Raw genomic sequence first — 23377 nt, forward strand, 5'->3', positions numbered from 1 at the left:
CGCAATGGAGCTGAGAAAATGGTACTTCAATCTGTGAACGACTTCCATCAGGACGAAGAGGGCGGCATCCTTGTTTTCGCCGGCCTGTCCCTCGCGGTTATGTTCGGCATGGCGGCTATGGTGTTCGACATGGGTCGGATGGCCACCACTCAGACAGAACTCCAGACTTTTGCGGATAATGTCGCACTCGCGGCGGCCGGTGAACTGGACGGGGCGACAGATTCTGTCACCCGCGCCAATCTGGCCGCTGCAAACCTCACATCCGGCCATCAGACATTTGGTCAGGGCAACAATGTGCTCTCCGGTGCAGTCGATTATTCACTCTGCTACACTGAAATACTGCCGGCGGATGATCTTGCACCCATCAACTGTATGGCGGATCCGCTCGATACCGACAATCAGCAGCTGGCCGCTTATGTGGAAGTGACCGTCACCCCGCGTGATGTGGATCTGCCATTTGCCCGCGTTCTTGCAGGCCTTACAGATAACGCGGAACCGGATAACACCGTGAGTGCCGTCGCTGTGGCAGGTTTCGTAACTTATGCCTGCGATATCACCCCGCTGATGTTCTGCATTCCCGATGCGGACTGGGGCGCTGACGCCAACGCCGGCCAGTCGGTTTTCCTGCGCTCCGGCGGCAATGGTGCTCAGTGGGGGCCCGGTGCCTTTGGCTTCCTCGATGTGACTGCCGCATCGGTGGCTGATCCGTCCGGCCCCTGCGCAGGCCTTAACGGCTCCAAGCTGACGGCCTGCATGATCGCGGCTGTGAATAACATCAACGCCTGCTTTACACAGCGCGGCGTGGACATTGAGCCCGGCCAGAAAGTTGGCATCGAGAACGCGATCTTCAACACCCGCTTTGACATGTTCAACTCGACCATGAGCCAGTTCGCGAACAATCCCGAGTATGCACCCGGCCCCCATGTCGCCAAAGGCTTCAAAGCTAAGAACGGCAATGGCCAGTGCATCGGTCAGGCAACAGAGCTGACCGACAACACCATCGCCTTCCCGCCTGACCTCTCTTTTCCTAACGGTGGCCGCTTTGGTACCGGGCTCTGGGATGTGAACGGCTACATTGAGACAAACCACGGCCAGATTACGACCACGGACAGCGACGGCAACGAAGTTGAAGTGTCTGCCCCGTCCTACATGTATGACGAACTGGTGACCTACGTCGCGTCCAACCCGACCGCATCCCGCTATGACATCTATAAAGAAGAGATCCGTCAGGCGACGCTCGTGGACGTGGACGGCAACGTAACCTACCGCGATATTTTCGAGAACCGCGATGAGACCGGTTCGGCACAGTGCTCCGCACCATCGAATGTCATCCCCTTTGACCCGGACAACCAGGCATCCATCGACCGCCGCCTCTTTGTGGCCGCCGCGATCGACTGCGACGCCAATCCGATCAGCGGTGCTCAGAAAAACGTGCCCGTCAAGGAATTCGTCAAGATCTTCCTGACCCAGCCTGTGGGCGAATCCACAACAAACCCGCCGAACTTTGAGTTCTACGTCGAGGTTGTGGGCTCGGCCGGTGGTCTGGGCAAGGGCAGCCAGGTGAACGGTGCCTTCAACGACGTCGTCCAGTTGTACCGGTGATCATCATGAACCTGAACTCACACATAAAGCGCATCCGCCGGGACGAAGACGGTGTCATGCTCACAGAATTTGCGATCATCCTGCCCTTCATCCTGCTGGTCATGTTTCTGATCGTCGAAAGCGCCCGGATTTTCTTTGCCTACCAGGCGGCAGTGGACGGGGTACGGGATGCCTCACGCTATCTGGCCCGCGTCGCGCCAGTCGATATCTGCGACACAGGCGGCAACGTAGACGGATTTGAAGCCGAGCTGCGCACCAGGGTTGAAAATGCAGTCGGTGGCAACCCTGCGTTTCCGCAGACCGTAACGGTCACAGGCCTGAACGCATCGGTCAACTGTGTGGCGGGTGACTACCGTCAGGATCCGGTGCCCGTGGCGAATGTTTCGGCCAGCGTGCGCTTTACCTTCCCGTTCTCCGGCTTCGTTGCCTTCTTCGGTGACGGTCTTGAGACGGTCAACAGCAACATCGACGCAGATTCAAGGATCTTCGGACTATGAAACGCTTCATCAGAAAATCATCCGGCGCCGCACGTCCTTTTGGCCGCGACGAGAACGGATCGACCATGATCGAATACGCAGTGGTCCTTCCCCTCTTTCTGCTGCTGCTGCTCGGAATTGTTGATTTCGGTCGCTACGGCTTTGATTACATTATGACAAAGAAGGCGATGGAGCGCGGCACCCGTGTGATCGCAGTGCGCAATCCGGTCTGCCCGGGCGTCCCGAACACGCACAACCGCGCACCGGCTCAGTCCGGCGTCACGCCGCCTGCTTTCGGCACGTCATGCTCGGTGGCCGGCATCTGCGAAAACCCCGGCACGATCAGCTGCTCGCTGAACGCGACAGACGGGGGCGCAGGTCAGGAAATCTGGGCCCGCATCTCGGCCGTGATGCCGAGCACCGTGATCGCCGAAGATGTCACTGTTACATACGCGTACAACTCCAGTCTTGGCTTTCTGGGCGGACCATATGTTCCCGAAGTCACCGTGGAGCTGACAGGCGCGCAGTTCGAATTTGTTACTCCGCTGGGTGGGCTGGCAACTCTTGCAACCGGGATCGCTAATCCCGGCGTTCCGGAGGGGCTCGTGCCCTTCCCGAGCATCAGCGTCACCATGCCCGGCGAGGACCTCGCCCTCGGCAACAACGGTTAATCAGCAGAGGTACTTTATCATGTCAAAAGAAATTACACCCATTCTTCTTGTATCGGACGACAAAGACCTCACGACCGTCGTCAGCAGTATGTTCTCGAAAGAAGACGGCTATCGTCTGACCGCCCGGGAAGACACGCTTTCTTCGATGAACGGCACCGCTGTATCGCTGGCCTCCCAGCATCACGTGATCCTTTATGATACCGACGCCTCCAGCGCCGAAGATCTGGCAGCTTTGCAGAAAGTATCCGATGGCCGCGCGACAAATGCGCTGATCGTGGCGATCACCACCGATGATCTGACACTGGCCCAGAGCCGCAAGCTCAGCCGTGCCGGCGCAGACGATGTTATCCCGCGCAGCTGTCTTGAGGAGGATCTCGCCAAACAGGTTGAAAACTGGCGCGTCCGCAAGGCCGCACAGCTGCCCGCCGTCTGGCTCGGCAAAGCGACCCAGGGCAAGATCCTGGCCGTGACCGGCTCGCGCGGCGGCGTTGGTAAATCGACGCTGGCCGTTAATCTGGCGGACGCCATGCAGAACAAAAAGGGCTTTCGCCGCAAGGAGGCTTCCGCGTCCGTGGCCATCCTTGATCTGGACCTGCAGTTCGGCTCTGTCGCAACCCTGCTCGATGTCGAGGAAAACGATGGCATCTACCGCATGGCGATGGACGGATCGATCCCCGATCGTGATTACATCCAGAACTGCATCGTAAAATCCGCCTCGGGCATTACCGTGATGCCGGCGCCCACGCGCTTCACGCCGCTTGATGCACTGAAATCTGAGCAGGTCAGCGCCATTCTGGACCAGCTCTGCCGTGATTACGATTATGTGGTTGTCGATATGCCCTCAGCGCTCGTCTCCTGGATGGAGCCCGTGCTGAACCGTGCAGACCGTCTGTTCCTTGCATCCGACGTCACCGTGCCGGCAGTCCGCAACTGCCGCAAACTGATCGACTTTTACACCGCAGAGAGCCCGAATATCGACATCGAAGTTGTTGTTACGATGGAGAAAAAGCCGCTCTTTATGTCACAGCACCACAAGGAGGCGACCAAACTGCTGGAACGCGATTTCCTGCACTGGGTGCCGCTTGATGCAAAGCCCGCGCGTGAAACGCTCGACCGCGGCAAGACCGTCTTTGATCTGGCCCCGCGCAGCCCGCTTGCGAAAGCCATCAGAACCCTGGCTGCGGATACAACCCGCGACCTGCCTTCCCGCTCGGCGCCCCACGCGTCTTAATCAGTACCCCAGTCAGAAAAAGAAAAGATAGGATAGTAACGATGTTCCGTGAATTCGCCCGCCCCAAAGCAAAAGCGCCCGAGCCCGAAACAGCTGAAATCATCGAACTGGGATTTGGCACGACCGTCGATCCGCTTGATGCGATTATGGACGATGCCATGGCAGAGCGTCTTGAGCTCAAGAGCCGCCTGCATGACTTCCTGCTCGACCGCCTGAACCTCGCCATTCTCGACAAGATCGAAGAGGACGAGCTGCGCCGTGAGGTGTCCAATCTTGTCGCCCAGGTGCTCAAGGCCGAGGGTCGCCCGCTGAACTCCGACGACTTCAAACTGATGGTCGATGAGCTGCTGCATGAGGTGCTGGGCCTTGGCCCGCTTGAGCCGCTGCTGTCGGATCCGACGATCAACGATATTCTCGTCAACGCGCATGACAAGGTCTATGTCGAACGCCGCGGCGTGCTGGAAAAATCCCCCTGCCGGTTCCGCGACGAGCGCCACCTGCTGCGCGTGATCGACAAGATCGTCTCGCGTGTCGGTCGCCGCATCGACGAAAGCCAGCCCTGGGTCGATGCCCGCCTCGAAGACGGCAGCCGCGTGAACGCCATCATCCGCCCCTGTGCGATTGACGGCCCCTCGGTCTCCATCCGTAAGTTCTCCAAGATCCCGCTTACCATGGCCCGTCTGATTGAGAACGAAGCGCTGAACGAAGAAGCGGCCAAACTGCTGCGCGGTCTGGTGGATGCCAAACTGAACATCCTGATTTCAGGCGGTACAGGCTCCGGTAAAACGACCATGCTTAACGCGATGTCATCTTTCATCGGTCCCAAAGAGCGGATCGTGACCATTGAAGACGCGGCCGAACTTCAGCTGCAGCAGGAACACGTGCTGCGCCTTGAGACCCGCCCCGCCAGCCCCAACGGCACAGGTGCCGTGCAACAGCGCGACCTGCTGAAAAACGCTCTGCGGATGCGTCCTGACCGGATCATCGTCGGCGAGGTGCGTGGCTCGGAAGCCTTTGATATGCTGCAGGCGATGAACACCGGCCACGACGGCTCAATGACCACGGTTCACGCCAACACGGCACGCGACGCGATCAGCCGGGTTGAACAGATGGTGCAGATGAGTGGCATGGATCTGCCGCACGCGGCGATCCGCTCGACCATCGCATCGGCCGTTCACTTCGTGCTGCAGCTCAACCGTCTGTCGGATGGCACGCGCCGCGTGACAGCGATCTCTGAGATCACCGGAATGGAAGGCGATGTGCTGACAATGCAGGACATCTTTGTCTTCAAGAAAACCGGCAAAGACGAAAACGGAAAAATCCTGGGTGGATTTGAAGCGACGGGCATTCGCCCGCAGGCGGCAACTGCTCTGCAGGCAGCCGGCGTAGATATGTCGCAGATGTCATTCAAGCGAGGTTCCTGACATGCTTATCGACCTTTCCTTTCTCGGCATTGAGCCGTTCTCGGTCAATCCATACTTCCTTGCAGACATGATGAGCGGGGAGACCCTCAACGTACAGATGATGATGTACGTGGGTATCTTTGTCGGTGTCCTGACAACTTTCGAGGGCATGCGCCAGCTGATGTCACGGGGCGAAAACCGCACCGAGGCCAAAAGCCGCCGCATGCAGATGATGGACGCCGGCAAATCCACCGAGGAAATCCTCGCCATCCTCAAACCCCAGGCCAAACGGGGTATTCTGGGCAGACTGCCCATTGTCGGAGATCTTCCGACAGCGCTGACAAAGGCCGGTATGACGATCTCGCCGTCGCTTTTTGTGATGTGCTGTCTCACCGGTGTCCTGGTGTTCGGCGCCACGATCAGCATGGTCTTCGGACCACTGATCGGTGTCACGGTCGGCGTGGTGCTCTTTGGTGTCTTCCCGCTGCTGCTGGTCAAATCGGCCTGTCAGAAACGGATGGAGCACTTTGTGCGGCAACTGCCTGATGCGCTTGAGCTGATGGCACGCGGTCTCAGAGTGGGTCACCCGCTCAACACCACGATCCGCAGTGTGGCCAATGAGATGTCTGATCCTGTTGCCTCCGAGTTCGGCATCGTGATGGACCAGATTGCTTACGGTGATGATCTTCCCGATGCTTTTGCCGAAATGGCCGACCGCATCGACCTTGAGGACGTTCGGTACCTGTCTGTGTCAATCGGCATTCAGCACGGCTCAGGCGGTGATCTGGCGGCCATCCTCGCAACACTCAGCCGCGTCATCCGGAACCGCCTTTCGATGCGCCGGCGGATCAAGGCGATCTCATCCGAAGGCCGCATGTCCGCCTACATCCTGTCCGTAATCCCGGTGGCGATCTTCCTGTTCACCTCGATCGGCTCGCCAGACTATTACGGTGGCGTGATGGATGAACCGCTGTTTGTTCCCGTGGCGATCACCGTGGTCCTGCTTGTGGTCGCGAATGCTGTCGCACTCCACAAACTCGTTAACTTCCGCATCTGAGGAGAAGATCATGTTCGACGCATTTCTCACTTCATTCGGCCTTGATACCACTTCCTTCCTTCTGCTCTGCGGCGTTGGTGTAGGCAGTCTGGTTGCAGTCTTCGGCATCGGTAAGGCCATGACCGACAGAACCCCGGCAGCGGAACGTATCGCTGCCAATTCAAAGGGTCCGGCCGTTACCTACAAAAGCGACCTGATCAAGCTGGCTCAGGCCGAGCCCACCGGGCTGGTCGGCGCCTTCAGCCCGAAATCTGACGGCGAACGGTTTCAGGTCACCAAAGCACTTGCGAGTGCAGGTTTCCGGGGGCCGGGAGCGGTTGCCAATTTCTACCTGATACGGATTGTCCTCGCGGTCGGTCTTCCCGGCACACTGGCGCTTCTGATTGCGCTGGCCAATGCCGGTGTGCCCTGGCTGCCGGGCAGCATCAGCGGCATGCTTGGCTCTGCGTCCACCCTGCATCTGGTAGTAGCGCTGGCGATGCTGACCACGCTGGGGTTCTACGGCCCGTCAGCCTGGCTCAAAGGACGCATCAATGAGCGTAAACGCAAAATCGAGGAAGCTTTTCCCAACGCACTCGATCTTTTGCAGATCGCTGTGGAAGCCGGTCTCGGATTTGATGCGGCAATGACCCGGGTTGCCACCGAGATCCATTCGGTTGCCCCCGATATCGCAGAAGAGCTGCTGATCGCGCAGAGCGAAATTCAGGCCGGACGCGACAGAGACCGCGCCCTGCTGAATATGGGCCAGCGCACAGGTGTGGAAGAGGTTATGTCTTTTGCCAATGTGGTGCTGCAGTCCATTCAGTTCGGTACCTCGGTTGCGGACGCACTGACTGTTTATGCAACAGAGATGCGTCTGACACGCGAGCTGAAAGCTCAGGAAAAGGCCAACAAGCTGCCGGTACAGATGTCCGCAGTTATGGCCTCGCTGATGCTGCCCGCCATTCTGATGCTGTCGCTCGGCCCGGTTGTTATCCGCTATGTTAACTACTTTGCGGCAAACTGAGTAAGCGTCTGGGCCTGCCGGCAATCGCAGGCGGGCCCGCGCATTTCTGCCCTTTACCGGGATCGTTTTGTTTTTTCGCGGTATTATGTTAACGAGGACCCCATGGAACTTGAGGATAACGACCTTTCCATGCTGAGCAGTGTGATGCGTCAGGCCGAAGCTGCACCCGCGGTACGCCCGGTCGGCACAGCTCCGGAGACACTTGCCTGGTACAAGCCCGGCTTCGGGCCGAAGTGCCGCGTGATGACATCCTTTGGCGCGCTGCCGATCGAAGCACTGCGCCGTCGTGATCCGGTCAAAACCTCAAGCGGCCGCTTTGTGGAAGTGCAGTGGGTCGACCAGATCCGGCTGGACGCGCGATTTTTATCGCTGCATCCAAAGGCAAATCCGGTGGCCATTCCGAAAGGCGCGCTGAACGGAATGACGCCTGAAACCGATATCATGATCTCGCCGGGACAGGCATTGCGCATGCCTGGACGTACCGGGTCTGATGCGGTCAGCAAGGCCGGCGGGCTGATCGGGCGCAACGGCATCGCGGCAAAGCCGCAGTCGGGTTTCACCTACTATCTCTTCCATTGTGGCGAGCCGGTGATGGTCAGCATCGACGGGCTCTGGTGGGAAGTTTCTCCCTGATCCTCAGGCGCCCTGCCCCAGAACAGCAGCCGCTTTGCCAAAGTAGTCAGGTGCGCCGAAATTGCCGGACTTCAGGGCAATCACCAGATCCGGCCCCGCCCTGAGTGCCGGCACGCCGGGGTCAATCTCCGGTCCGATTTCCAGGGTTGTCAGATCAAGACCCTCGACGACGGCCCCTGAGGTTTCACCGCCCGCGGTCAGGATTTTTGTGATGCCCCCCGCCACAAGTCGCCGCGAGACTTCCGCAAAGAAGTCCTCCAGCGCTTTGGCGGAGGCCTCGCGCCCGTATTTTTCCTGCACCTCTTTGACCACTTCAGGGTCTGCGGAGCTGTAGGCGAGCGGGATGCCGTCTGCATCCATCAGCCAGCATGCCGCCTGCTCTGCTGTGAGGTCTCCCCCGATCACGTCGGCCGCGATAATCTCAAAGGCCGGATGGCTCTTTTTGTGCAGGGCGACCTGGTCGCGGGTTGCCCGCGAACAGGACCCGGACAGCGCCACGCATTTTCCGGCCTGCCCCTGCCAGGCGCTACCGGTGCCTGCAATGCGCCCGTCGCGCGCGAAATTGCGTGGCAGTCCCAGCGCCACACCTGAGCCACCGGTGATCAGTGGCAACCCCGCAGCAGCCGCGCCGATTTCCATCAGGTCCGCATCCTGAAGCGCATCGACAACGATCATCCGCCGGCCCGCTTCATGCTCTGCCGTGAGAGCGGCGGAGATCGCCTCTGCGCCCTGCAGAACGCGCGCGGCACTGACATGGCCCACCGCGTGAACCGTCTGATGCGCGAGCCACCGGCGGATATCGGGATCGGTCATCGGGGTCAGAGGATGGTTCTGCATCCCGCTTTCGCTGAGCAGCACGTCTCCGACAAAAAGATGCCCCTGATAAATCGAACGCCCGGTGCCCGGAAAGGCCGGGCAGAAAATGACCTTATGCGCATCAAGCCGTTCGGCAAGCGCGTCGGCGACCGGTCCGATGTTGCCCTCGGGCGTGGAATCGAATGTGGAGCAGTATTTAAAGAAAATCTGCTCGCATCCCTGCGCCAGCAGCCAGTCCAGGGCCTGCAGCGACTGTGCGACTGCATCGGCTGGTGCGATCGATCGGGATTTAAGGGCGACAACACCTGCCTCTACGTCCCTTGCGGCCGGCGCCTCCGGCACGCCGGTGTACTGCACCACGCGCATGCCCTGTTTGGACAGCGTGTTTGCAAGATCAGAGGACCCGGTGAAATCGTCGCCGATACAGCCCAGCAGCATCACCCCTCTCCCGGCAGTTTGAGGCCCGCATTGCGCGCATAGACCTTGGCCACAGCGGCATCGTCTTCGGCCCCGAGACCGGATCCGGAGGCTGCCAGAAACTGCTGTAGTGCTGCTGCGGTCAGCGGTGCGCCGAATTTCGCGGATTTCGCGATGTCGAGCACGATGCCCAGATCCTTGGGCCAGATGTCGACCGATGAATGCGGCGTATAATCGCCCGCCACAATGTGCGGTGCGCGGTTTTCCAGCATCCAGGAGCTGCCGGCGCATCTGGGGATGACCTTAGCAAATGTTTCGGGGCTGACACCCTGGGTCATGCCAAAGGTCATCGCCTCGGCCATGGCGGCGATATGCACACCCGCCAGCAACTGGTTTACGGCTTTCATCGCAGAGCCCGCACCGGCGGCCTCCCCGAGCTCAAAAACCGTTTCAGCCGTGGCATCCAGAAACGGGCGCGCCGCCGCAAAGGCTTCGGCTTTGCCCGAGGCCATGATACTGAGCTTTCCGCTCGCCGCTTTGACCGAGCCGCCGGAAATCGGAGCATCCAGATAATGCACGCCCGCTTCCGAGCACCGCGCCTCCATGCGGCGGGCAAATTCCGGCGGCACAGTGGCGCAGGCCACCACCACGGCGCCGGCCTTCATCTTCGCCACAATGCCATCTGAGCCGAACAGCACCGCTTCAGTCTGGGGCGCGTTCAGGACGACCACCGCCACAACATCAAGCGTGCCCGCAACATCCGAAAGCCCGCCCGGCGCGCCCCCCTCGCCCGAAAACCGGCTCACGGCATCCGGGTTGATATCAAATCCGTGCGTTGTATTGCCCGCGCGCAGGGCGGATTGCGCGATGCCATACCCCATAGAACCAAGGCCGATGACAGCAATTTTTGACGACATTCCGGGGGGTATCCTTTGCGGTGGGTGTCAGGTGCGTTTTACGTCTGTGCAAGTGATGACACATCACCGCAGTCCGGACCAGACTGCAGCGCATAATCCGCTTTGCCTTAGAGACTGCGGATCAGGGACCGGCCGATGCAGCGCACTCAGAGGTGCGCGTTGCTGTGCAGGTCAAGCTGGTAGGTCTCTGGCAGCATCTGTCGCAGCCAGTGTTCATAGAGCGGGCCAAAGGCGGACAGATGCGCCATGCGCCCGGGCGTGTCGGTAAACCACCAGACAGCCGCACCCCTGCCCCGGGTTCCGATATCAGGTGCAAGATAGGCACAGCCCAGATAACCGCCTGCGGCGTCGCGGATCACCCATGCAAAAGAGCGCCGCGCAGTGAATTCGCGGTGATGCCACTCCAGATCCGTCAGGTCCTCGTCGCGGGTCATGCCCACCGGCCACTGCGGGTCAAAGAGCCCCTGGAGTACCGCAGCTGAGTTCATGACAGCGGCGTAATCTTCGTCGAGATCAGCCTTTGTCAGTATTTTCAGGTGATAGTCTGCGAGGCTGAAAACCTGCGGCACGTCGATGTTCTCAAAATCAGGATGTGGTTTCATTCGGCCGCCGGCTTTGCTTCTCTTTTAAACGGATTTTCATCAGGCACCTCAAAATCGAGGATAAGCTCTCCGCTGGCGCGCGCCTCCGCCATGTACCGAAAGGCGTTTACCGACATACGCATCAGGTGTTCGCCGGCTTTGATCGGCGGGTATCTGGCCACCGTATCAGGGGTGCGGAATTTCTCAAGCGGCTCGACGACCGCGTGGTAATCGAGCCCGAAAAAGAGCGGAAAGGAATAGCGTTCATGGCCGATGTTATTCACCCGGTGCTGTGTCGATCTGAACTGCCCGCCGGACCAGGTCTCGAAAATGTCACCGATGTTCACGATGAAACAGCCCGGGATCGGGTCGGCCTCGATCCAGACGTCATCGGCATTCATGACCTGCAACCCGGGCGCACCCTGCAGCAGGATCGTGAAACACTCAAAATCAGAATGCGCGTCGATGCCAACGGTGTCTTTGCTGGCGGGCATATCGTTTTCGATATAGCGCAAAAGGCGCAGCTGTGACGTCGGGTTGGTGATGTGCTGCGTAAGGTCTGCAGGATCAACACCGAGCTCGATGGCCAGCGCATCCAGCATCTGCATTCCCAGATCAAAGACCGCCTCGTAATAACCGGAAACCGTTTCCTTCCAGCCCGGAATATCGGGCCAGATATTTGGTCCGGTCATGCGCCAGCCGGCGAGGTGATCAGGATGATCTGCGGGCGCCTCATAAGACATATCCCAGGCTTCGTTGAAATTTATCCGCTTCGGGAAATCGGTGCCGTTTTCCTCGAGCGGCACGTAACCACGGTGATGCGTTGTAAAACCTGACCAGTATTTCATCTTAAAACCGCGCGGCTTTTCGTGGAACGCGCGGGACGCGGCGAACATCTTTTCCACCAGGTCCGCCGGCACGCCGTGGTTGGTGATATAGAAAAAGCCCGAAGCGCGCGCCGCCTCGCCCAGCGCGCGGGCGACGGCCTCTTTATCTGCGCGCTCGCCGGTGCGAAGCCCGCCCAGATCGATGACCGGCAGCTGCGCCTGATCAATCCTCAGCGCAGTCTGATCGACAGTGAGTGTCGTGCTCATTGAATACTCCCCGGTGTGAAATGCGAAGGCTGTCCAACCGTGACGCGGTGCCGGAGCGCGCGGCAAGACAGATCGCAACAGTGCCGCCTTTCCTTTCGCCCCATGCTGAAAATTGCCGCGCAGCGGGGTCGCACTGCTTGATTTTTGACCAAACAATCCCGGCAAGGCGCAGCGGTGCAGAAAACCGGCCCCTGAGCGCCGTCAGATATGAATGAATGCTTAACAGCGCAGGCCTGCCTGCAATTCGTCCCACGCCCGCAAACATTCCGGGTCGTGATCCGCAAAAAAACCGGGGAACTGAAAAATGACAAAACTGAATCGCCGTACGCTCCTGAAATCCACAGCCGGCATGGGTGGCCTTGCCGCTATGGGCAGTGTTCTTGGCACGCCGCTGATCGCACAGAGCCGCAGTCTCAAAGTCGGCTCTTACGGCGGCTATTTTGAGAACAGCTTCAAGGAATTCGTCTATCCCGCCTTCACCGAAGCCACCGGCATCACCATCGAAAGCGTCACACAGCCGAACTCCGCAGACTGGCTCGTCACCATGCAGCAGGCATCCGCGGCGGGCTCGGTGCCCACAGATCTGTCGCTTTATGCCCGCGATGCGCTGATCAAATCCTCGCGTATCGGCGAGTTGGTCTCGCCGCTTGATATGTCCAATATCCCTGCGGCATCGAATATGGAGGAAGATTTCCTTTATGAGGACAGCTCCGGCGTGATCGGTGTGGGCGCCATGGCCTGGTTCACCTCGATGGTCGTGAACCCCGACGAGGTGGACACCCCTACCTCCTGGGTGGATTTCTGGGACAGCAGCCGTTTTGAAAGCAGCCTTGGGCTCAGCAAACTGATCAGCGGCAACCTGCTCGACATTATCGCGGCGACCTATTTTGAGGGAGCGGGCACGTTTGACACCAACGAGGGCATCCTCGCCATGGTCGAAAAAGCCGGTGAGCTGAAGCCCAATGTGGCGCTCTGGTGGACCGCCGAGAGCCAGATGGAACAGTCGATGAAAAACGGCGACGTGGTCGGCGGCATGTATTTCCACGATGTGGCCCAGCTTATGGCTGCGGACGGCTTCCCGATCCGCTCGACCTTCCCCAAAGAGGGCAACCCAATCGGCTATGGCTCCTGGTGCCTCTCGGCACTCTCGGAAAAGGCCGATGAGGCGGCGGAATTCATCAACTTCTCCTCAGATCCCGCGACCCAGGCGCTGATGTCACGCAAAATCGGTACAGCACCTCTGGTGGCACAGTCAAAAACCGATCTGACTGACGAAGAGTTCTCGTTTGTGTCCGGCACTCCGGCCATTCAGCCCGCCTATGAGGCTTACCTCGACAATGAGACCTTCATCAAGGAAGCCTGGGACAAGATGCTGGCATCCGCCTGAGTGCCATGGACAATCTGACCCTTCATAAGGTCCGCAAAGACTACGGAAAGGTCCGCGCCGTCGAAGGCGTGGACCTGACGTTTAACCACGGCGAGCTTACTGCCCTGCTGGGCCCCTCGGGCTGTGGCAAGACCACGCTGCTGCGGCTCATCGCGGGGCTCGAAGACCCCACCGCAGGAAAGATCATGCTGGGCCCGCGCGACCTGACCCGCCAGGCCGCCCATCAGCGGAAATTCGGCATGGTTTTCCAGAACTTCGCGCTCTTTCCTCATCTGAATGTGCGCGAGAACGTCTGTTATGCGCTGACCATCGCGGGCGTGCCGAAAGCGCAGGCGCATGACACTGCGGCGCGTCTGCTGGATCTGGTGCAGCTTACCCCTTTTGCCGACCGGGCCATCGGCGCGCTTTCCGGTGGGCAGCGCCAGCGGGTTGCCATCGCGCGCGCGCTGGCACAGGAACCTGAGGTCTTTCTGCTCGATGAGCCGATGTCAGCGCTCGATGCCAATCTGCGAGAGGCGATGCAGGTCGAACTGCGCATGCTGCAGCAGCGGCTGGGCATCACCACGGTCGTTGTGACCCATGACCAGCGCGAGGCGATGACCATGGCCGACAATATCGTTGTGATGTCAGACGGGCGGGTCGAGCAGACCGGCGCGCCGCAGGATATTTACCACAAGCCGGGCAATCCCTTTGTCGCCAACTTCATCGGGCGCGCGAATTTCTTTGAGGGCGTGATGCGGGGTGGCCGGATCACGGCAGGCAGCCTTTCCCTGGAAGCCGGGCCGCAGAAATACCTCGACGGCTCGCCGGTCACCGTGGTGATCCGCCCGGAAAAGGCCTGTCTCGATGAGGTTATGCCCGAGAGCAACCGGGTACCGGCAGAGGTCACTTTTGTGCGCGACGTGGGACCCACGCGTGACATTCACCTCGAAACGCCCCTCGGTCCCATGGTGGTGGAATACGCCATCGGCGAAGGCGCGCGCACTTTCACACGTGGGCAGAAAACCGAAGTGCACCTGCCGGCGGGCGGTCTCTATATCTACCCTTCTGACAAGGCCCGGGCCGTCGCATGAGTGCGGTCGATCCCCCCTCACTTGCCTCCTCCGGGACCAGTGGCAGATCGCGCAGATCCATCATGCGCCCCGATCTTTTTCAGACAGTCCTCTGGGTGCTTATCCTGACGTTATGTGTCGTGCCTTTTGTTCTGGTCATCGTCATCTCCTTCGGTCAGAAAATCGAAGGTGCGGCCTGGGCATTTGGCTTTACCGGCGCTAACTACCAGCGGTTTTTCGTCGGCGCCTCCTGGCCTGAAAGCACAACGTTTCTCTACCTCACCCGGCTCTGGTATTCAGTTTACTATGCGGTGATTGCCGCAGCGCTCGCCGTGCTGACCGCCTTTCCCTTTACATGGTTCATGACCCGCATGAGCCGTGCGGCCCAAAGCCGCTGGCTCGTGTTCCTCCTTGCCACGCTGTCGCTCTCAGAAGTGTTCATCGTCATGGGCTGGGACATTTTGCTCTCCAACCGCTCCGGCCTGCCGATGGTGCTGCGCGAGACCGGCGTGACCGACTGGCTCAAGGTTACGGGCTGGTTTGATGTGCTGCGCGAATGGGGCATGGCCAACCCGCGCAATGTGAAATTCAAGACCTCCGAATTTGCGACCATTCTGACCATGTCCTATCTGGTCTGGCCCTATGCGGTGATCCTGCTCTATCCCGCACTGTCGCGGCTTGATCCGTCGATGACGGAAGCTGCACGCACCATGGGGGCCGGTCCCTGGACGGTAATGCGCACCGTGGTCCTGCCCAGCGTGCGGCTGCCGCTCATCGGGACGCTCTTTTTGCTCTTTGTCTTCCTGCTCGGCGTCTATGTCTCGGTTACGGTTTTTGCCGAGCCCGCCAAACAGACGCTGGCGGTATCGGTCTATGAAGCCGTGCGCGGCTCGACGCTGAACGCGCCCTTCGGAGCGGCTCAGGCGGTCATCCTTCTGATCACAGGCGGCATCTGCCTCTGGCTGGGGCAGATCCTCGTGAACCGCAAAGGCGTCACGGCATGAAGGTTTTTGCCCATGGGTTCATGGCCCTTGCAGCTTTCGTGATCGTGCTGCCCATTCTGGTGGTCTGCGCTTCTGCGCTCAACGGCGGGCGCTCCATGCTCTTTCCGCCGCAGGATCCGACGCTCACGCGCTTTGCGGAGTTTTTCCTGCACGAACCTGTCTGGCGCAACGCGCTTGTGAATTCGGTCATCATCGCCTTCGGCAGCGCGGCTCTTGCGGTGCTGATCGCCTGGCCCGTGGCCTATGGGGTGTGGAAACGCCGAAGCGCGGCCTCTAAACTGCTGGCCGGTCTGGGTGCCATGCCTTTTGCGCTGCCGCCCATCGTCTTCGGTGTGGGCCTTGGCTTTATGTGGGGGTTTTCGGGCGGCCTGGGGGAAATCTGGTCGGGCGTCATCAGTCATGCGGTGCTCTTTATGGCGCTGCCGCTGGTCACGATCTCCATCGGGCTGCAATCGATCGACCGCGCGCATCTTGACGCCGCGGCGACCATGGGCGCCACGCCCGCCGCCACCTTCCGCACGATCATCCTGCCGCAGATGGTGCCCTATACCCTCTCGGGGTTCTTCTTTGCCCTGGTACTCAGTTTCAACGAATTCATCGTCATGTTCTTTGTCTCCGCCTCCGGATACGCGACCGTGACGCTGCAGATTTTCAATTCACTGCGCAACGGCTTTACGCCCACAATGGCGGTGGCCGCGATTACTTTTATCGTGGTCTCGGTGATCGTCTTTTCCGCCGTGGCGCGGTTCGGAGATCTGCCGCGCCTGATGGGCGCGGACCCGTCGCGCAAATAGCAAAAAAAGGAAATGCCATGCCCCGCCAGCCCCTGATCGTCGGCAACCCGGTCCTTATGGTGATCGACATCCAGAAATCCGCGTTTCAGACAATGGAAAACCGGCCCATCCCGCACATGCCGGGCTGGCAGGAGAATATCGCCCGCGCGCGCACCGTCGTCGATGCCGCCCATGACAACGATATTCCGGTGATCTTTTTTCAGGAGATCCACCGCCGCGATATGGTCGATTTCGGCCGGGAGCTTGACGGGGATGAGGACGTGCACTGCATGGAAGACAGCCCCGGCACACCGGTCGCCGCCGAAGAGATGGACATGCGCGACACCGATTACTTTGTGCACAAGCGGCGGTATTCATGCTTTTTCGGGACCGAGACGGAAATCCTGCTGAAAGGACTCAGAGCACAGACGCTGATCCTGGTGGGCTGTCAGACGGATGTCTGCGTGCATTACACCTTCGTCGACGCGCATCAGCATGATTACCACTGCCGGGTCGTGCAGGACTGTGTGGGCGGCTCTTCGCCCGAGGCGCATCAGGCCTCGCTCAACGCGATGGAATACCTGCAGACCGGCGCACTGCAGAACGCAGATGCAATCATCGCGGCGATGGCCACCTGGCAGAGGGCAGCGGCATGACCGGTCAGGCGGCACTGCAGGGGCACTGGCACCGGGAGTGGATCCGCGCGCCGGGCTTTGAAGATTATACGACGCAGGTGCACTGGCTGCAGGCGGGCGATCTCTTTGCGGATCTGCGCATCCCTGCCGAGCGGCCGGACGTGCGCGGTCTGAGTGCGCTTGCCGAACTGCCCGCCTTTGATCTGAGCCGCCTGCTGGAGGCCGAAGGCTTTGCGGGCCACACTACGGTACAGGACGGGCGGTGCACCTGGCACCGTCATATAAACTGGCACGGTGTACCACCGCAGGCCGATATCGGGCAGATGTGGTGGGACGTGGACGGCGCGCTCATTGAGGATGGCGTGCTCTCGGAATACCGCGAACTCTGGCGGCGCCAGGAGATGCCGGCGCCGCAGGTGCACCCGGTGCGCGCGGGAGCACAGACGGGTCTGCTCATCGACAGCGGATCGCTCTTTGTGCTTGCGATAGGGCCTGTACCTTCGGGCGACACGACCGCTTTTCGCGCGGCACTTGCAGCCGGAGAGCGGAATGACGCGGCCCTGCATGCGCAGTTCGAGAGCGAATATCTGCTGGGCCACTGGGATGGCCGCTTTGGTATTGCGGCGCTCTCAACCAATCCGCTGCACGAAGGCCATGTGGCGCTGGAACGCGGTGATGGCTTCACATGGCACGCGCTGGCCTTTGACGGGCGTGAGACGGCGCGGCCCCTCGATCCTGTGCAGGTTCCGGTAGACGCCTGAACCGTCCGTCCCGGGCAGTTTCTAAGCCGCCCGTCCCGGGCAGTTTGTCAGCCGCCCGTCCCGGGCGAGCGATTAACCAACCGTGCCTCAGGCGCCCCAGCGTTGCAGATATTCTGTCACAATCTCATCCAGACGCGCTTTGCCAAATGCAGGGTCATGCCCGCCGTGCACCCGGATCACCGGCAGAGCCGCAATGCGCCGCAGCGTGGCGGCGTAATCCGGGATGCTCATGCCGGGGCCATCATAGATGAGCGGCCCGTCATAGATCGCATCCGCCCCGAAAAGCGTGCCGCTGTCGTGGTGGAACAGCCCGACCTGCCCGGGCGAATGGCCCGGCAGATGCAGGACTTCGGCCTGCCAGTCGCCCAGATCGATCACGTCGCCTTCCTCCACCGTCCCCGTGGGGACAGCGCCCTGCAGCCGCCAGCCGTCGGGGTCATAACCTTCGTGCGGGACCGCATCGATCAAAAGCGGCCAGAGTGCCTCATAGCCCGCCTCTTCAAAAAGCGCCCGGAAGCGATCAGGGATGGCATCGCTGCGCAGCGAATACTCCGACGGCGCCTCCATCTCTGCCGCCTCAAGAGGATGGACCAGACGCGTGGCGAATTCATGCGCAGCACCAATGTGATCGACATGGGTATGGGTGGACAGCAGGATCAGCGGCTTGCCCGGATCAGGCCGCTGCGCATCCACAAAAGGCTTCAGAGGAGCAACCCCCATGCCGCTGTCGATCAGCAGATCTTTGTCGCGGCCCAGCACAAGATGCATATTGGCAGAAAAGATCGGATGCACGCGCGGCTCGGTAATCAGCACGGTGCGCGCATCAAGCTCTTCGTGACGATACCAGTCTGCGTCTACGGGAAGGGTCATGTCAGTCTTCCTTTCCGGTGGCGCTACCTGCGCGCACTTCGGCCAGCAGACACAGAATTTCATAGGCCAGCGCAGCCCCGGCCAGCGATGTCACATTGCCCGTATCAAAGGGCGGCGAGACCTCTACAAGATCCGCACCGACGTAGTTGAGGTGGCGCAGGCCCCGCAGCAGTACCTGTGCCTGATGGGTGGTCATTCCACCGATCTCCGGCGTGCCGGTGCCGGGCGCATAAACCGGATCAAGACTGTCGATATCATAGGTCAGATAAACGGGTGTATCGCCCACCAGCGCGCGGGCCTCATCGGCGATGGCCTGCGGACCGCGGTCGTGGAGCTCCTCGCAAAAGACCACACGCATGCCCGCACTGGCCGAAAAATCCCAGCCATCGGAGGTATTCTGTGTGCCGCGGATACCGATCTGAATGGTTTTTGCGGGATCGATGAGCCCCTCTTCGGTCGCCCGGCGGAAGGGCGCGCCGTGATTGAACTTCGAGCCCTGGAAACTGTCGGTGGTATCGGCGTGCGCGTCGATATGGATCAGCGCCACCGGCTCTTTTGCAATCGCACGCAGCAGCGGCAGTGTGACGGAGTGATCACCGCCAATGGCCAGCGGCAACACATTCTCAGCCACAAGCATCGCGGCAAAGGCCTCGATCTCGTCATGCGAGGCCTCAACCTCAAACATGCGGGTAAAGGGCACATCGCCCATGTCGCGGATGCGGGCGAGCTCAAACGGGTTGATGCGGGTGGCATGGTTGATCGCACGCATCAGCGTGGACTGGTTGCGGACCTCGCGCGGCCCGTGGCGCGTGCCGGGTCGGTTGGTCAGCGCGCCGTCCCAGGGCACGCCGAAAAGGCCGATATCCGCCTCGCCGATGGTCTCTGCGACGGGGACGCGCATGAAGGTGGCGATCTGCGAGAACCGCGGTGCAAACTGATCGGGGGTCGAGGGAGAGGTGTAACGCAAGAGCTGTCCAGTCATGTCTGCTGAGGAGGTCACAGGTGGCGGTTTGCCTCGCCTACCTTACCGCCCCGCGCCCGGGCATGTCACCGCCAAACCCGCCGGCGATGCGGCCATCTGCAGCATTGGCGCGGTTGCGGGCCCTGCGCTGATTAATCCTGCGTCAGTTCAGCGGCCGCCGATCACGGACGCCACTGTAAAAGACGGCCCCTGACCGGGCCGCGCCCATAGACCGGCGCCTGCGAACCATGCAAGGGTAACACGCCCGCTGCCCTTCTGCGGCGGGTCAGTACGGGGGGAGACACCTGGTGATAACAGCGCTCTATCAGATGCCGGCCGGTATCGCGCCGGACGCGCGGGCTGATGCCATTGAGACAGCCCTGCGCGAGGCGGCAGCCGCCGGTGCGGGGCTGCTTGTGGCGCCGGAACTGGCGCTGTCGGGATATGGCCGCGGTCCGGTGCTGCGCGATCTGGCGCAGCAGTCTGGTGGTCCCTGGTACAGGCGGTTGCATAAGGTCGTGCAGGAAACCGGCACAGCACTCGTTGCCGGATTTCCGGAACGCTCAGGACACACCTGCTATATCAGCGCCATGGTCCTTTGCCCCGACGACGGCGCCACGCCCGCCGCGCCACAGGTATACCGCAAGGCGATGCTTTACGGAGGGTATGAAAAAGGCATCTTTGCCAGCGACGGCCCCTCGACGGTGCTCTTCGCCTGGCAGGGCCTGAAAATCGGCGTTCTGATCTGTTTCGACATCGAGTTTCCGGAAAACATCCGCCGCCTGGCACTCGCCGGCGCGGATATGGTCGTGGTACCGACCGCCCTGCCGGCCGGTGCCTCGGGGGCCTTTACCGCCACGCGGATGATCCCGGTTCGTGCCTTTGAGAACGGTATCTTTGTGGTCTATGCCAATCACTGCGGAACGGACGAGCGTTTTACCTTTCAGGGGATGTCATCGGTCACGGCCCCGGATGGCACTGTGCTCGCCTCGGCATCAGCGGAAAATGCTGATCTGCTTTTTGCTGATATCGATCCTGCAGCATACGATCACGTCCGCGAGGTGAACCCCTATCTGAAGGACATCAGTGAGACCTCGCAATAGGCATGGCGCGGCACGCGCGTTTGCCGCGCGACGAAACCGGGCCGCCAGACCTTGTTTGAACTGACGGGCCGCCCGTATTAAGGCTCTGGCAGAAGAGACGCCCGGACCTGCCCCGACCTTAACGGAGACCTCAAACAGTGCACAGTCTGAACGACCTCAAGCCTGCCGTGATCGGACTTGGATATGTCGGGCTGCCCGTGGCAGTAGAATTCGGCAGAACCCGGACGGTGACCGGCTTTGACATCAACGCAGGACGTATCGCTGAACTGCAGGGCGGTATCGACCGCACCCGCGAGGTTGAGACCGATGATCTGCGCGCCGCGACCGGGCTGAGATTTACCACGGATGAAAGCGATCTTGAGGCCTGCAATACCTTTATCGTCACCGTGCCCACACCGGTGGATGACAGCAAACGGCCCGACCTCAGTGCACTGAGACTGGCCTGTCACCTGGTCGGGCGGCACCTCTCACAGGGTGATATCGTCATATTCGAATCCACTGTCTATCCCGGCGCGACAGAAGAGGTCTGTGTGCCGGTGCTCGAAGAGGTGTCCGGTCTGACGTTCAATACGGGATTTTACGCAGGCTACTCGCCCGAGCGCATCAACCCCGGCGACAAAAAGCACCGTCTTCCGGATATCCGCAAGGTTACATCGGGGTCGACACCGCAGGCCGCGGCCCTGATTGACGCACTTTATGCAACGATCATCACCGCCGGCACTTACCAGGCTGAAAGCATCCGTGTCGCAGAGGCCGCAAAGGTCATCGAAAACACGCAACGCGATCTCAACATCGCGCTGGTCAACGAACTTGCGATGATATTCAGGACCATGGACATAGACACCGAAGCTGTTTTGCGCGCGGCGGGGACCAAATGGAATTTCCTGCCGTTCCGCCCCGGGCTGGTCGGCGGGCACTGCATCGGTGTCGATCCCTACTACCTGACGCATAAGGCGCAGGAGATGGGTTATCATCCTGAGATTATTCTGGCGGGGCGCAGGCTGAATGACAGCATGGGAAAATATGTCGCCGGCGAGCTGATCAAAGCGATGCTCCGGCGTGGACTGCCGGTGCATGGCGGGCGGGTGCTTGTGATGGGACTGACCTTTAAGGAGAACTGTCCGGACATGCGTAACACCAGGGTTGTGGATGTGATCCGCGAGCTCGGGGAGTTCGGCGCTAAGGTCGATGTGACCGACCCCTGGGTCAGCGACAGCGACGCAGCCGCGGCATATGGAATCACCCTTGTCTCAGATCCCGAACAAGGCGCCTATGACGCGGTGATTCTGGCAGTCGCGCACGATGTTTTCCGCAAAGCAGGCCCGGGTGCCGTAAGGTCATATGCCAAGGCAAAACATGTCTTTTTTGACCTTAAGAGCGTGTTTCCGCCGAGTGAAAGTGACCTGCGGCTCTGATGCAAAATCCGACGGCTGCACGGCAGTCTTACGGGACCAGAACAGCCCTTCTGCACGATTTTGAGGCGGCACAAACCGCCGCTAAGTCACAAGAGTACAACGCGTTTTTCCGGACCAGTGATTATTCTTACGCACAAAAAACAGGCATAAATCAGTGCCTGTTAATGTGTCATAAATTAATTACAGTTCCGGCCTGTTTCGCGGCTTTCTTCAAAATACCAATAGTTAACAAATCGTTAACGCTTTGCCTGATACAAAAACGGACATGACAGGAAACGGCGCAAGGCATATACAATTTCCGAAAACAGACATTCTGATAAATTCAGACGCAGTGAGCAGAGATATGAACAAATACCAGGCCCTCTCAAACCTCAGGTCGCTTTTGCGATCCATGGAGCGTGACCTTGGTCTCGATGACCTCAGTCAGGCCGAACTGGACGTGTTTCTCGCAGCACAAAGTATCGCCACCCTGCCCGAGGATGTGATTACCTCGACCGAGATGCGCCACCACGACCTCGTAGCCCCCTTCCCGCCTGCGACATACCACCGGGCGCTGCGCGCGCTGGTTGATCGCGGTCTGCTGAAAAAGGCCAAGGGGGCCAAGGCAAAATCATACGTGCTTGTGGCGCGCTGATCTTCCTTTTAACTAGCGTTTCCTGAGATCCGCTGCTGCCGCAGCACGCCTCCTTGCGCGCTGTCGCAGAGCTTTTCTTGTCCGCCCGGGCGCAACCGGCCGTTTGCAATGTACTCGCTTTCAGGTAGTCTCGGCACAGGTGAAGACAAATACCGGCCTTATGTGGGTGTGGCTCTTTCGCAGCAATCCTCTGAGACAGACTGGTCCGGATTATGTTTTCAACGGGTTTTCCGAGAACCAGGCAGTTTTTCACCATCGCCCTGATCTATGCGTTCTGCTACGGCCTGACCGCAAATCTCATTACACCCGTCCAGCAGATTTTTCTCAGTGAAGAAACGCTCTTTGCCAGTCTGATGTACCTGCCGCACGGGGTGCGTGTTCTTTCCGTTATGCTTTATGGCTGGCGCGCCATACCGGCGCTGATGGCCGGCAATTTCCTGTCGGTTTATCTGTTTGCCGCACCTGAGGTTCTGGAACGTGATCTGATACAAATCGTGGTGCCGGTCACACTGGCATCCTCCAGCGGATGGATCGCTTTTGAGATTTTCCGGCTCTTCGGCAAAGACTATTACGCCAGCGAAAACCGGAGCCTTCACTGGCGCCAGATCGTCCTCGTGGGGATGCTGGCATCGGTGGTAAACTCTCTGGGCCAGAGCATTCTGCTGGGGCAGGTTTTCGCGCTGGTGGATAACAGTTTCGTCTTTCTGATGTTTGCTGTGGGCGATCTTCTGGGGCTGCTGGTCTCTCTTCTGGTGCTGATGCTTGTGTTCCGCTGGCTCCGCCGCGGGACCGGGACGGCACAGAGTTAACCGGACAGGCGGCAGCTTTTGTGACAGCGCAGATGACCGGTGAGCAATGCCCCCCGCACACGCCCTCCC

General features: G+C 60.1%; 24 protein-coding genes. 18 read left to right on the forward strand and 6 right to left on the reverse strand.

Annotated elements, in window-relative coordinates:
- Window positions 1–18: 18 nt before the first annotated feature.
- The 8 genes from G3256_RS11855 to G3256_RS11890 all read left to right on the forward strand — a co-directional run bounded on the left by G3256_RS11855 (window position 19) and on the right by G3256_RS11890 (window position 8079).
- Complete coding sequence (locus G3256_RS11855) at window positions 19–1602, forward strand: pilus assembly protein TadG-related protein (RefSeq protein ID WP_169641016.1); 1584 nt, start codon at window positions 19–21, stop codon at window positions 1600–1602.
- Window positions 1603–1607: 5 nt separating this feature from the next.
- Complete coding sequence (locus G3256_RS11860) at window positions 1608–2099, forward strand: TadE/TadG family type IV pilus assembly protein (protein WP_169641017.1); 492 nt, start codon at window positions 1608–1610, stop codon at window positions 2097–2099.
- On the forward strand, window positions 2096–2749 hold the full coding sequence (locus tag G3256_RS11865) for a TadE/TadG family type IV pilus assembly protein (protein WP_169641018.1): 654 nt from the start codon (window positions 2096–2098) through the stop codon (window positions 2747–2749). The genes G3256_RS11860 and G3256_RS11865 overlap by 4 nt, the downstream gene beginning before the upstream one ends.
- 19 nt (window positions 2750–2768) lie before the next feature.
- Window positions 2769–3980, forward strand: coding sequence for a CpaE/TadZ family protein (locus tag G3256_RS11870; RefSeq protein WP_169641019.1), 1212 nt, complete (start codon window positions 2769–2771; stop codon window positions 3978–3980).
- A gap of 41 nt (window positions 3981–4021) precedes the next feature.
- Window positions 4022–5404: a TadA family conjugal transfer-associated ATPase gene (locus tag G3256_RS11875; RefSeq protein ID WP_169641020.1), complete on the forward strand. Its 1383-nt coding sequence runs from the start codon at window positions 4022–4024 to the stop codon at window positions 5402–5404.
- A gap of 1 nt (window position 5405) precedes the next feature.
- The gene (locus G3256_RS11880) at window positions 5406–6440 is read left to right on the forward strand and encodes a type II secretion system F family protein (protein WP_169641021.1); all 1035 of its coding nucleotides are present in this window, start codon (window positions 5406–5408) and stop codon (window positions 6438–6440) included.
- A gap of 10 nt (window positions 6441–6450) precedes the next feature.
- Window positions 6451–7446 (forward strand): type II secretion system F family protein, encoded by a 996-nt coding sequence (locus tag G3256_RS11885; RefSeq protein WP_169641022.1) that lies wholly within the window; start codon window positions 6451–6453, stop codon window positions 7444–7446.
- 102 nt (window positions 7447–7548) lie between these two features.
- On the forward strand, window positions 7549–8079 hold the full coding sequence (locus G3256_RS11890; RefSeq protein WP_169641023.1) for a Hint domain-containing protein: 531 nt from the start codon (window positions 7549–7551) through the stop codon (window positions 8077–8079).
- A 3-nt stretch (window positions 8080–8082) separates the two neighbouring features.
- On the opposite strand, the gene otnK is transcribed toward G3256_RS11890, so the two are convergent.
- The 4 genes from otnK to G3256_RS11910 form a co-directional block, all read right to left on the reverse strand.
- The gene (gene otnK, locus G3256_RS11895) at window positions 8083–9333 is read right to left on the reverse strand and encodes a 3-oxo-tetronate kinase (protein ID WP_169641024.1); all 1251 of its coding nucleotides are present in this window, start codon (window positions 9331–9333) and stop codon (window positions 8083–8085) included.
- Window positions 9333–10229 (reverse strand): L-threonate dehydrogenase, encoded by an 897-nt coding sequence (gene ltnD / locus G3256_RS11900; RefSeq protein WP_169641025.1) that lies wholly within the window; start codon window positions 10227–10229, stop codon window positions 9333–9335. Before ltnD ends, otnK begins: the two co-directional genes overlap by 1 nt.
- Window positions 10230–10375: 146 nt before the next feature.
- Window positions 10376–10831: a hypothetical protein gene (locus G3256_RS11905; RefSeq protein ID WP_169641026.1), complete on the reverse strand. Its 456-nt coding sequence runs from the start codon at window positions 10829–10831 to the stop codon at window positions 10376–10378.
- Window positions 10828–11904 (reverse strand): isopenicillin N synthase family dioxygenase, encoded by a 1077-nt coding sequence (locus tag G3256_RS11910; RefSeq protein ID WP_169641027.1) that lies wholly within the window; start codon window positions 11902–11904, stop codon window positions 10828–10830. Before G3256_RS11910 ends, G3256_RS11905 begins: the two co-directional genes overlap by 4 nt.
- Window positions 11905–12208: 304 nt before the next feature.
- Here G3256_RS11910 and G3256_RS11915 point away from each other — a divergent pair, with 304 nt between their 5' ends.
- From G3256_RS11915 to G3256_RS11940, 6 genes are read left to right on the forward strand one after another with little or no spacing between them, the layout of a single operon-like run.
- The gene (locus G3256_RS11915) at window positions 12209–13291 is read left to right on the forward strand and encodes an ABC transporter substrate-binding protein (RefSeq protein WP_169641028.1); all 1083 of its coding nucleotides are present in this window, start codon (window positions 12209–12211) and stop codon (window positions 13289–13291) included.
- 5 nt (window positions 13292–13296) lie between these two features.
- Complete coding sequence (locus tag G3256_RS11920) at window positions 13297–14364, forward strand: ABC transporter ATP-binding protein (RefSeq protein WP_246227581.1); 1068 nt, start codon at window positions 13297–13299, stop codon at window positions 14362–14364.
- Window positions 14361–15347, forward strand: coding sequence for an ABC transporter permease (locus G3256_RS11925; RefSeq protein ID WP_169641029.1), 987 nt, complete (start codon window positions 14361–14363; stop codon window positions 15345–15347). Before G3256_RS11920 ends, G3256_RS11925 begins: the two co-directional genes overlap by 4 nt.
- Window positions 15344–16141 (forward strand): ABC transporter permease, encoded by a 798-nt coding sequence (locus tag G3256_RS11930; RefSeq protein WP_169641030.1) that lies wholly within the window; start codon window positions 15344–15346, stop codon window positions 16139–16141. The genes G3256_RS11925 and G3256_RS11930 overlap by 4 nt, the downstream gene beginning before the upstream one ends.
- Window positions 16142–16158: 17 nt before the next feature.
- A complete protein-coding gene (locus G3256_RS11935) occupies window positions 16159–16776 on the forward strand; it encodes a cysteine hydrolase family protein (protein WP_169641031.1) in 618 nt (205 codons plus the stop codon).
- Window positions 16773–17516, forward strand: coding sequence for a hypothetical protein (locus G3256_RS11940; RefSeq protein WP_169641032.1), 744 nt, complete (start codon window positions 16773–16775; stop codon window positions 17514–17516). Before G3256_RS11935 ends, G3256_RS11940 begins: the two co-directional genes overlap by 4 nt.
- Window positions 17517–17603: 87 nt before the next feature.
- Here G3256_RS11940 and G3256_RS11945 read toward each other — a convergent pair whose 3' ends face one another.
- The gene (locus G3256_RS11945) at window positions 17604–18386 is read right to left on the reverse strand and encodes an MBL fold metallo-hydrolase (RefSeq protein ID WP_169641033.1); all 783 of its coding nucleotides are present in this window, start codon (window positions 18384–18386) and stop codon (window positions 17604–17606) included.
- Window position 18387: 1 nt separating this feature from the next.
- Window positions 18388–19368, reverse strand: coding sequence for an agmatinase (speB, locus tag G3256_RS11950; protein WP_169641034.1), 981 nt, complete (start codon window positions 19366–19368; stop codon window positions 18388–18390).
- 287 nt (window positions 19369–19655) lie between these two features.
- Between speB and G3256_RS11955 the strand changes: the two genes are divergently transcribed.
- The 4 genes from G3256_RS11955 (at window position 19656) to G3256_RS11970 (ending at window position 23308) form a co-directional block, all read left to right on the forward strand.
- Entirely contained in the window at window positions 19656–20450 is a 795-nt protein-coding gene (locus G3256_RS11955; RefSeq protein ID WP_169641035.1) for a nitrilase-related carbon-nitrogen hydrolase, read from the forward strand.
- Window positions 20451–20587: 137 nt separating this feature from the next.
- Window positions 20588–21865, forward strand: coding sequence for a Vi polysaccharide biosynthesis UDP-N-acetylglucosamine C-6 dehydrogenase TviB (gene tviB / locus G3256_RS11960; RefSeq protein WP_169641036.1), 1278 nt, complete (start codon window positions 20588–20590; stop codon window positions 21863–21865).
- 343 nt (window positions 21866–22208) lie between these two features.
- Window positions 22209–22499 carry a hypothetical protein gene (locus tag G3256_RS11965; RefSeq protein ID WP_169641037.1) on the forward strand — a complete coding sequence of 97 codons (291 nt, stop codon included), beginning with the start codon at window positions 22209–22211 and terminating at the stop codon, window positions 22497–22499.
- Between the two features lie 212 nt (window positions 22500–22711).
- A complete protein-coding gene (locus G3256_RS11970; RefSeq protein ID WP_169641038.1) occupies window positions 22712–23308 on the forward strand; it encodes a hypothetical protein in 597 nt (198 codons plus the stop codon).
- Window positions 23309–23377: the final 69 nt, after the last annotated feature.

This window comes from Roseobacter ponti (assembly GCF_012932215.1).
Classification (GTDB): Bacteria; Pseudomonadota; Alphaproteobacteria; order Rhodobacterales; family Rhodobacteraceae; genus Roseobacter; species Roseobacter ponti.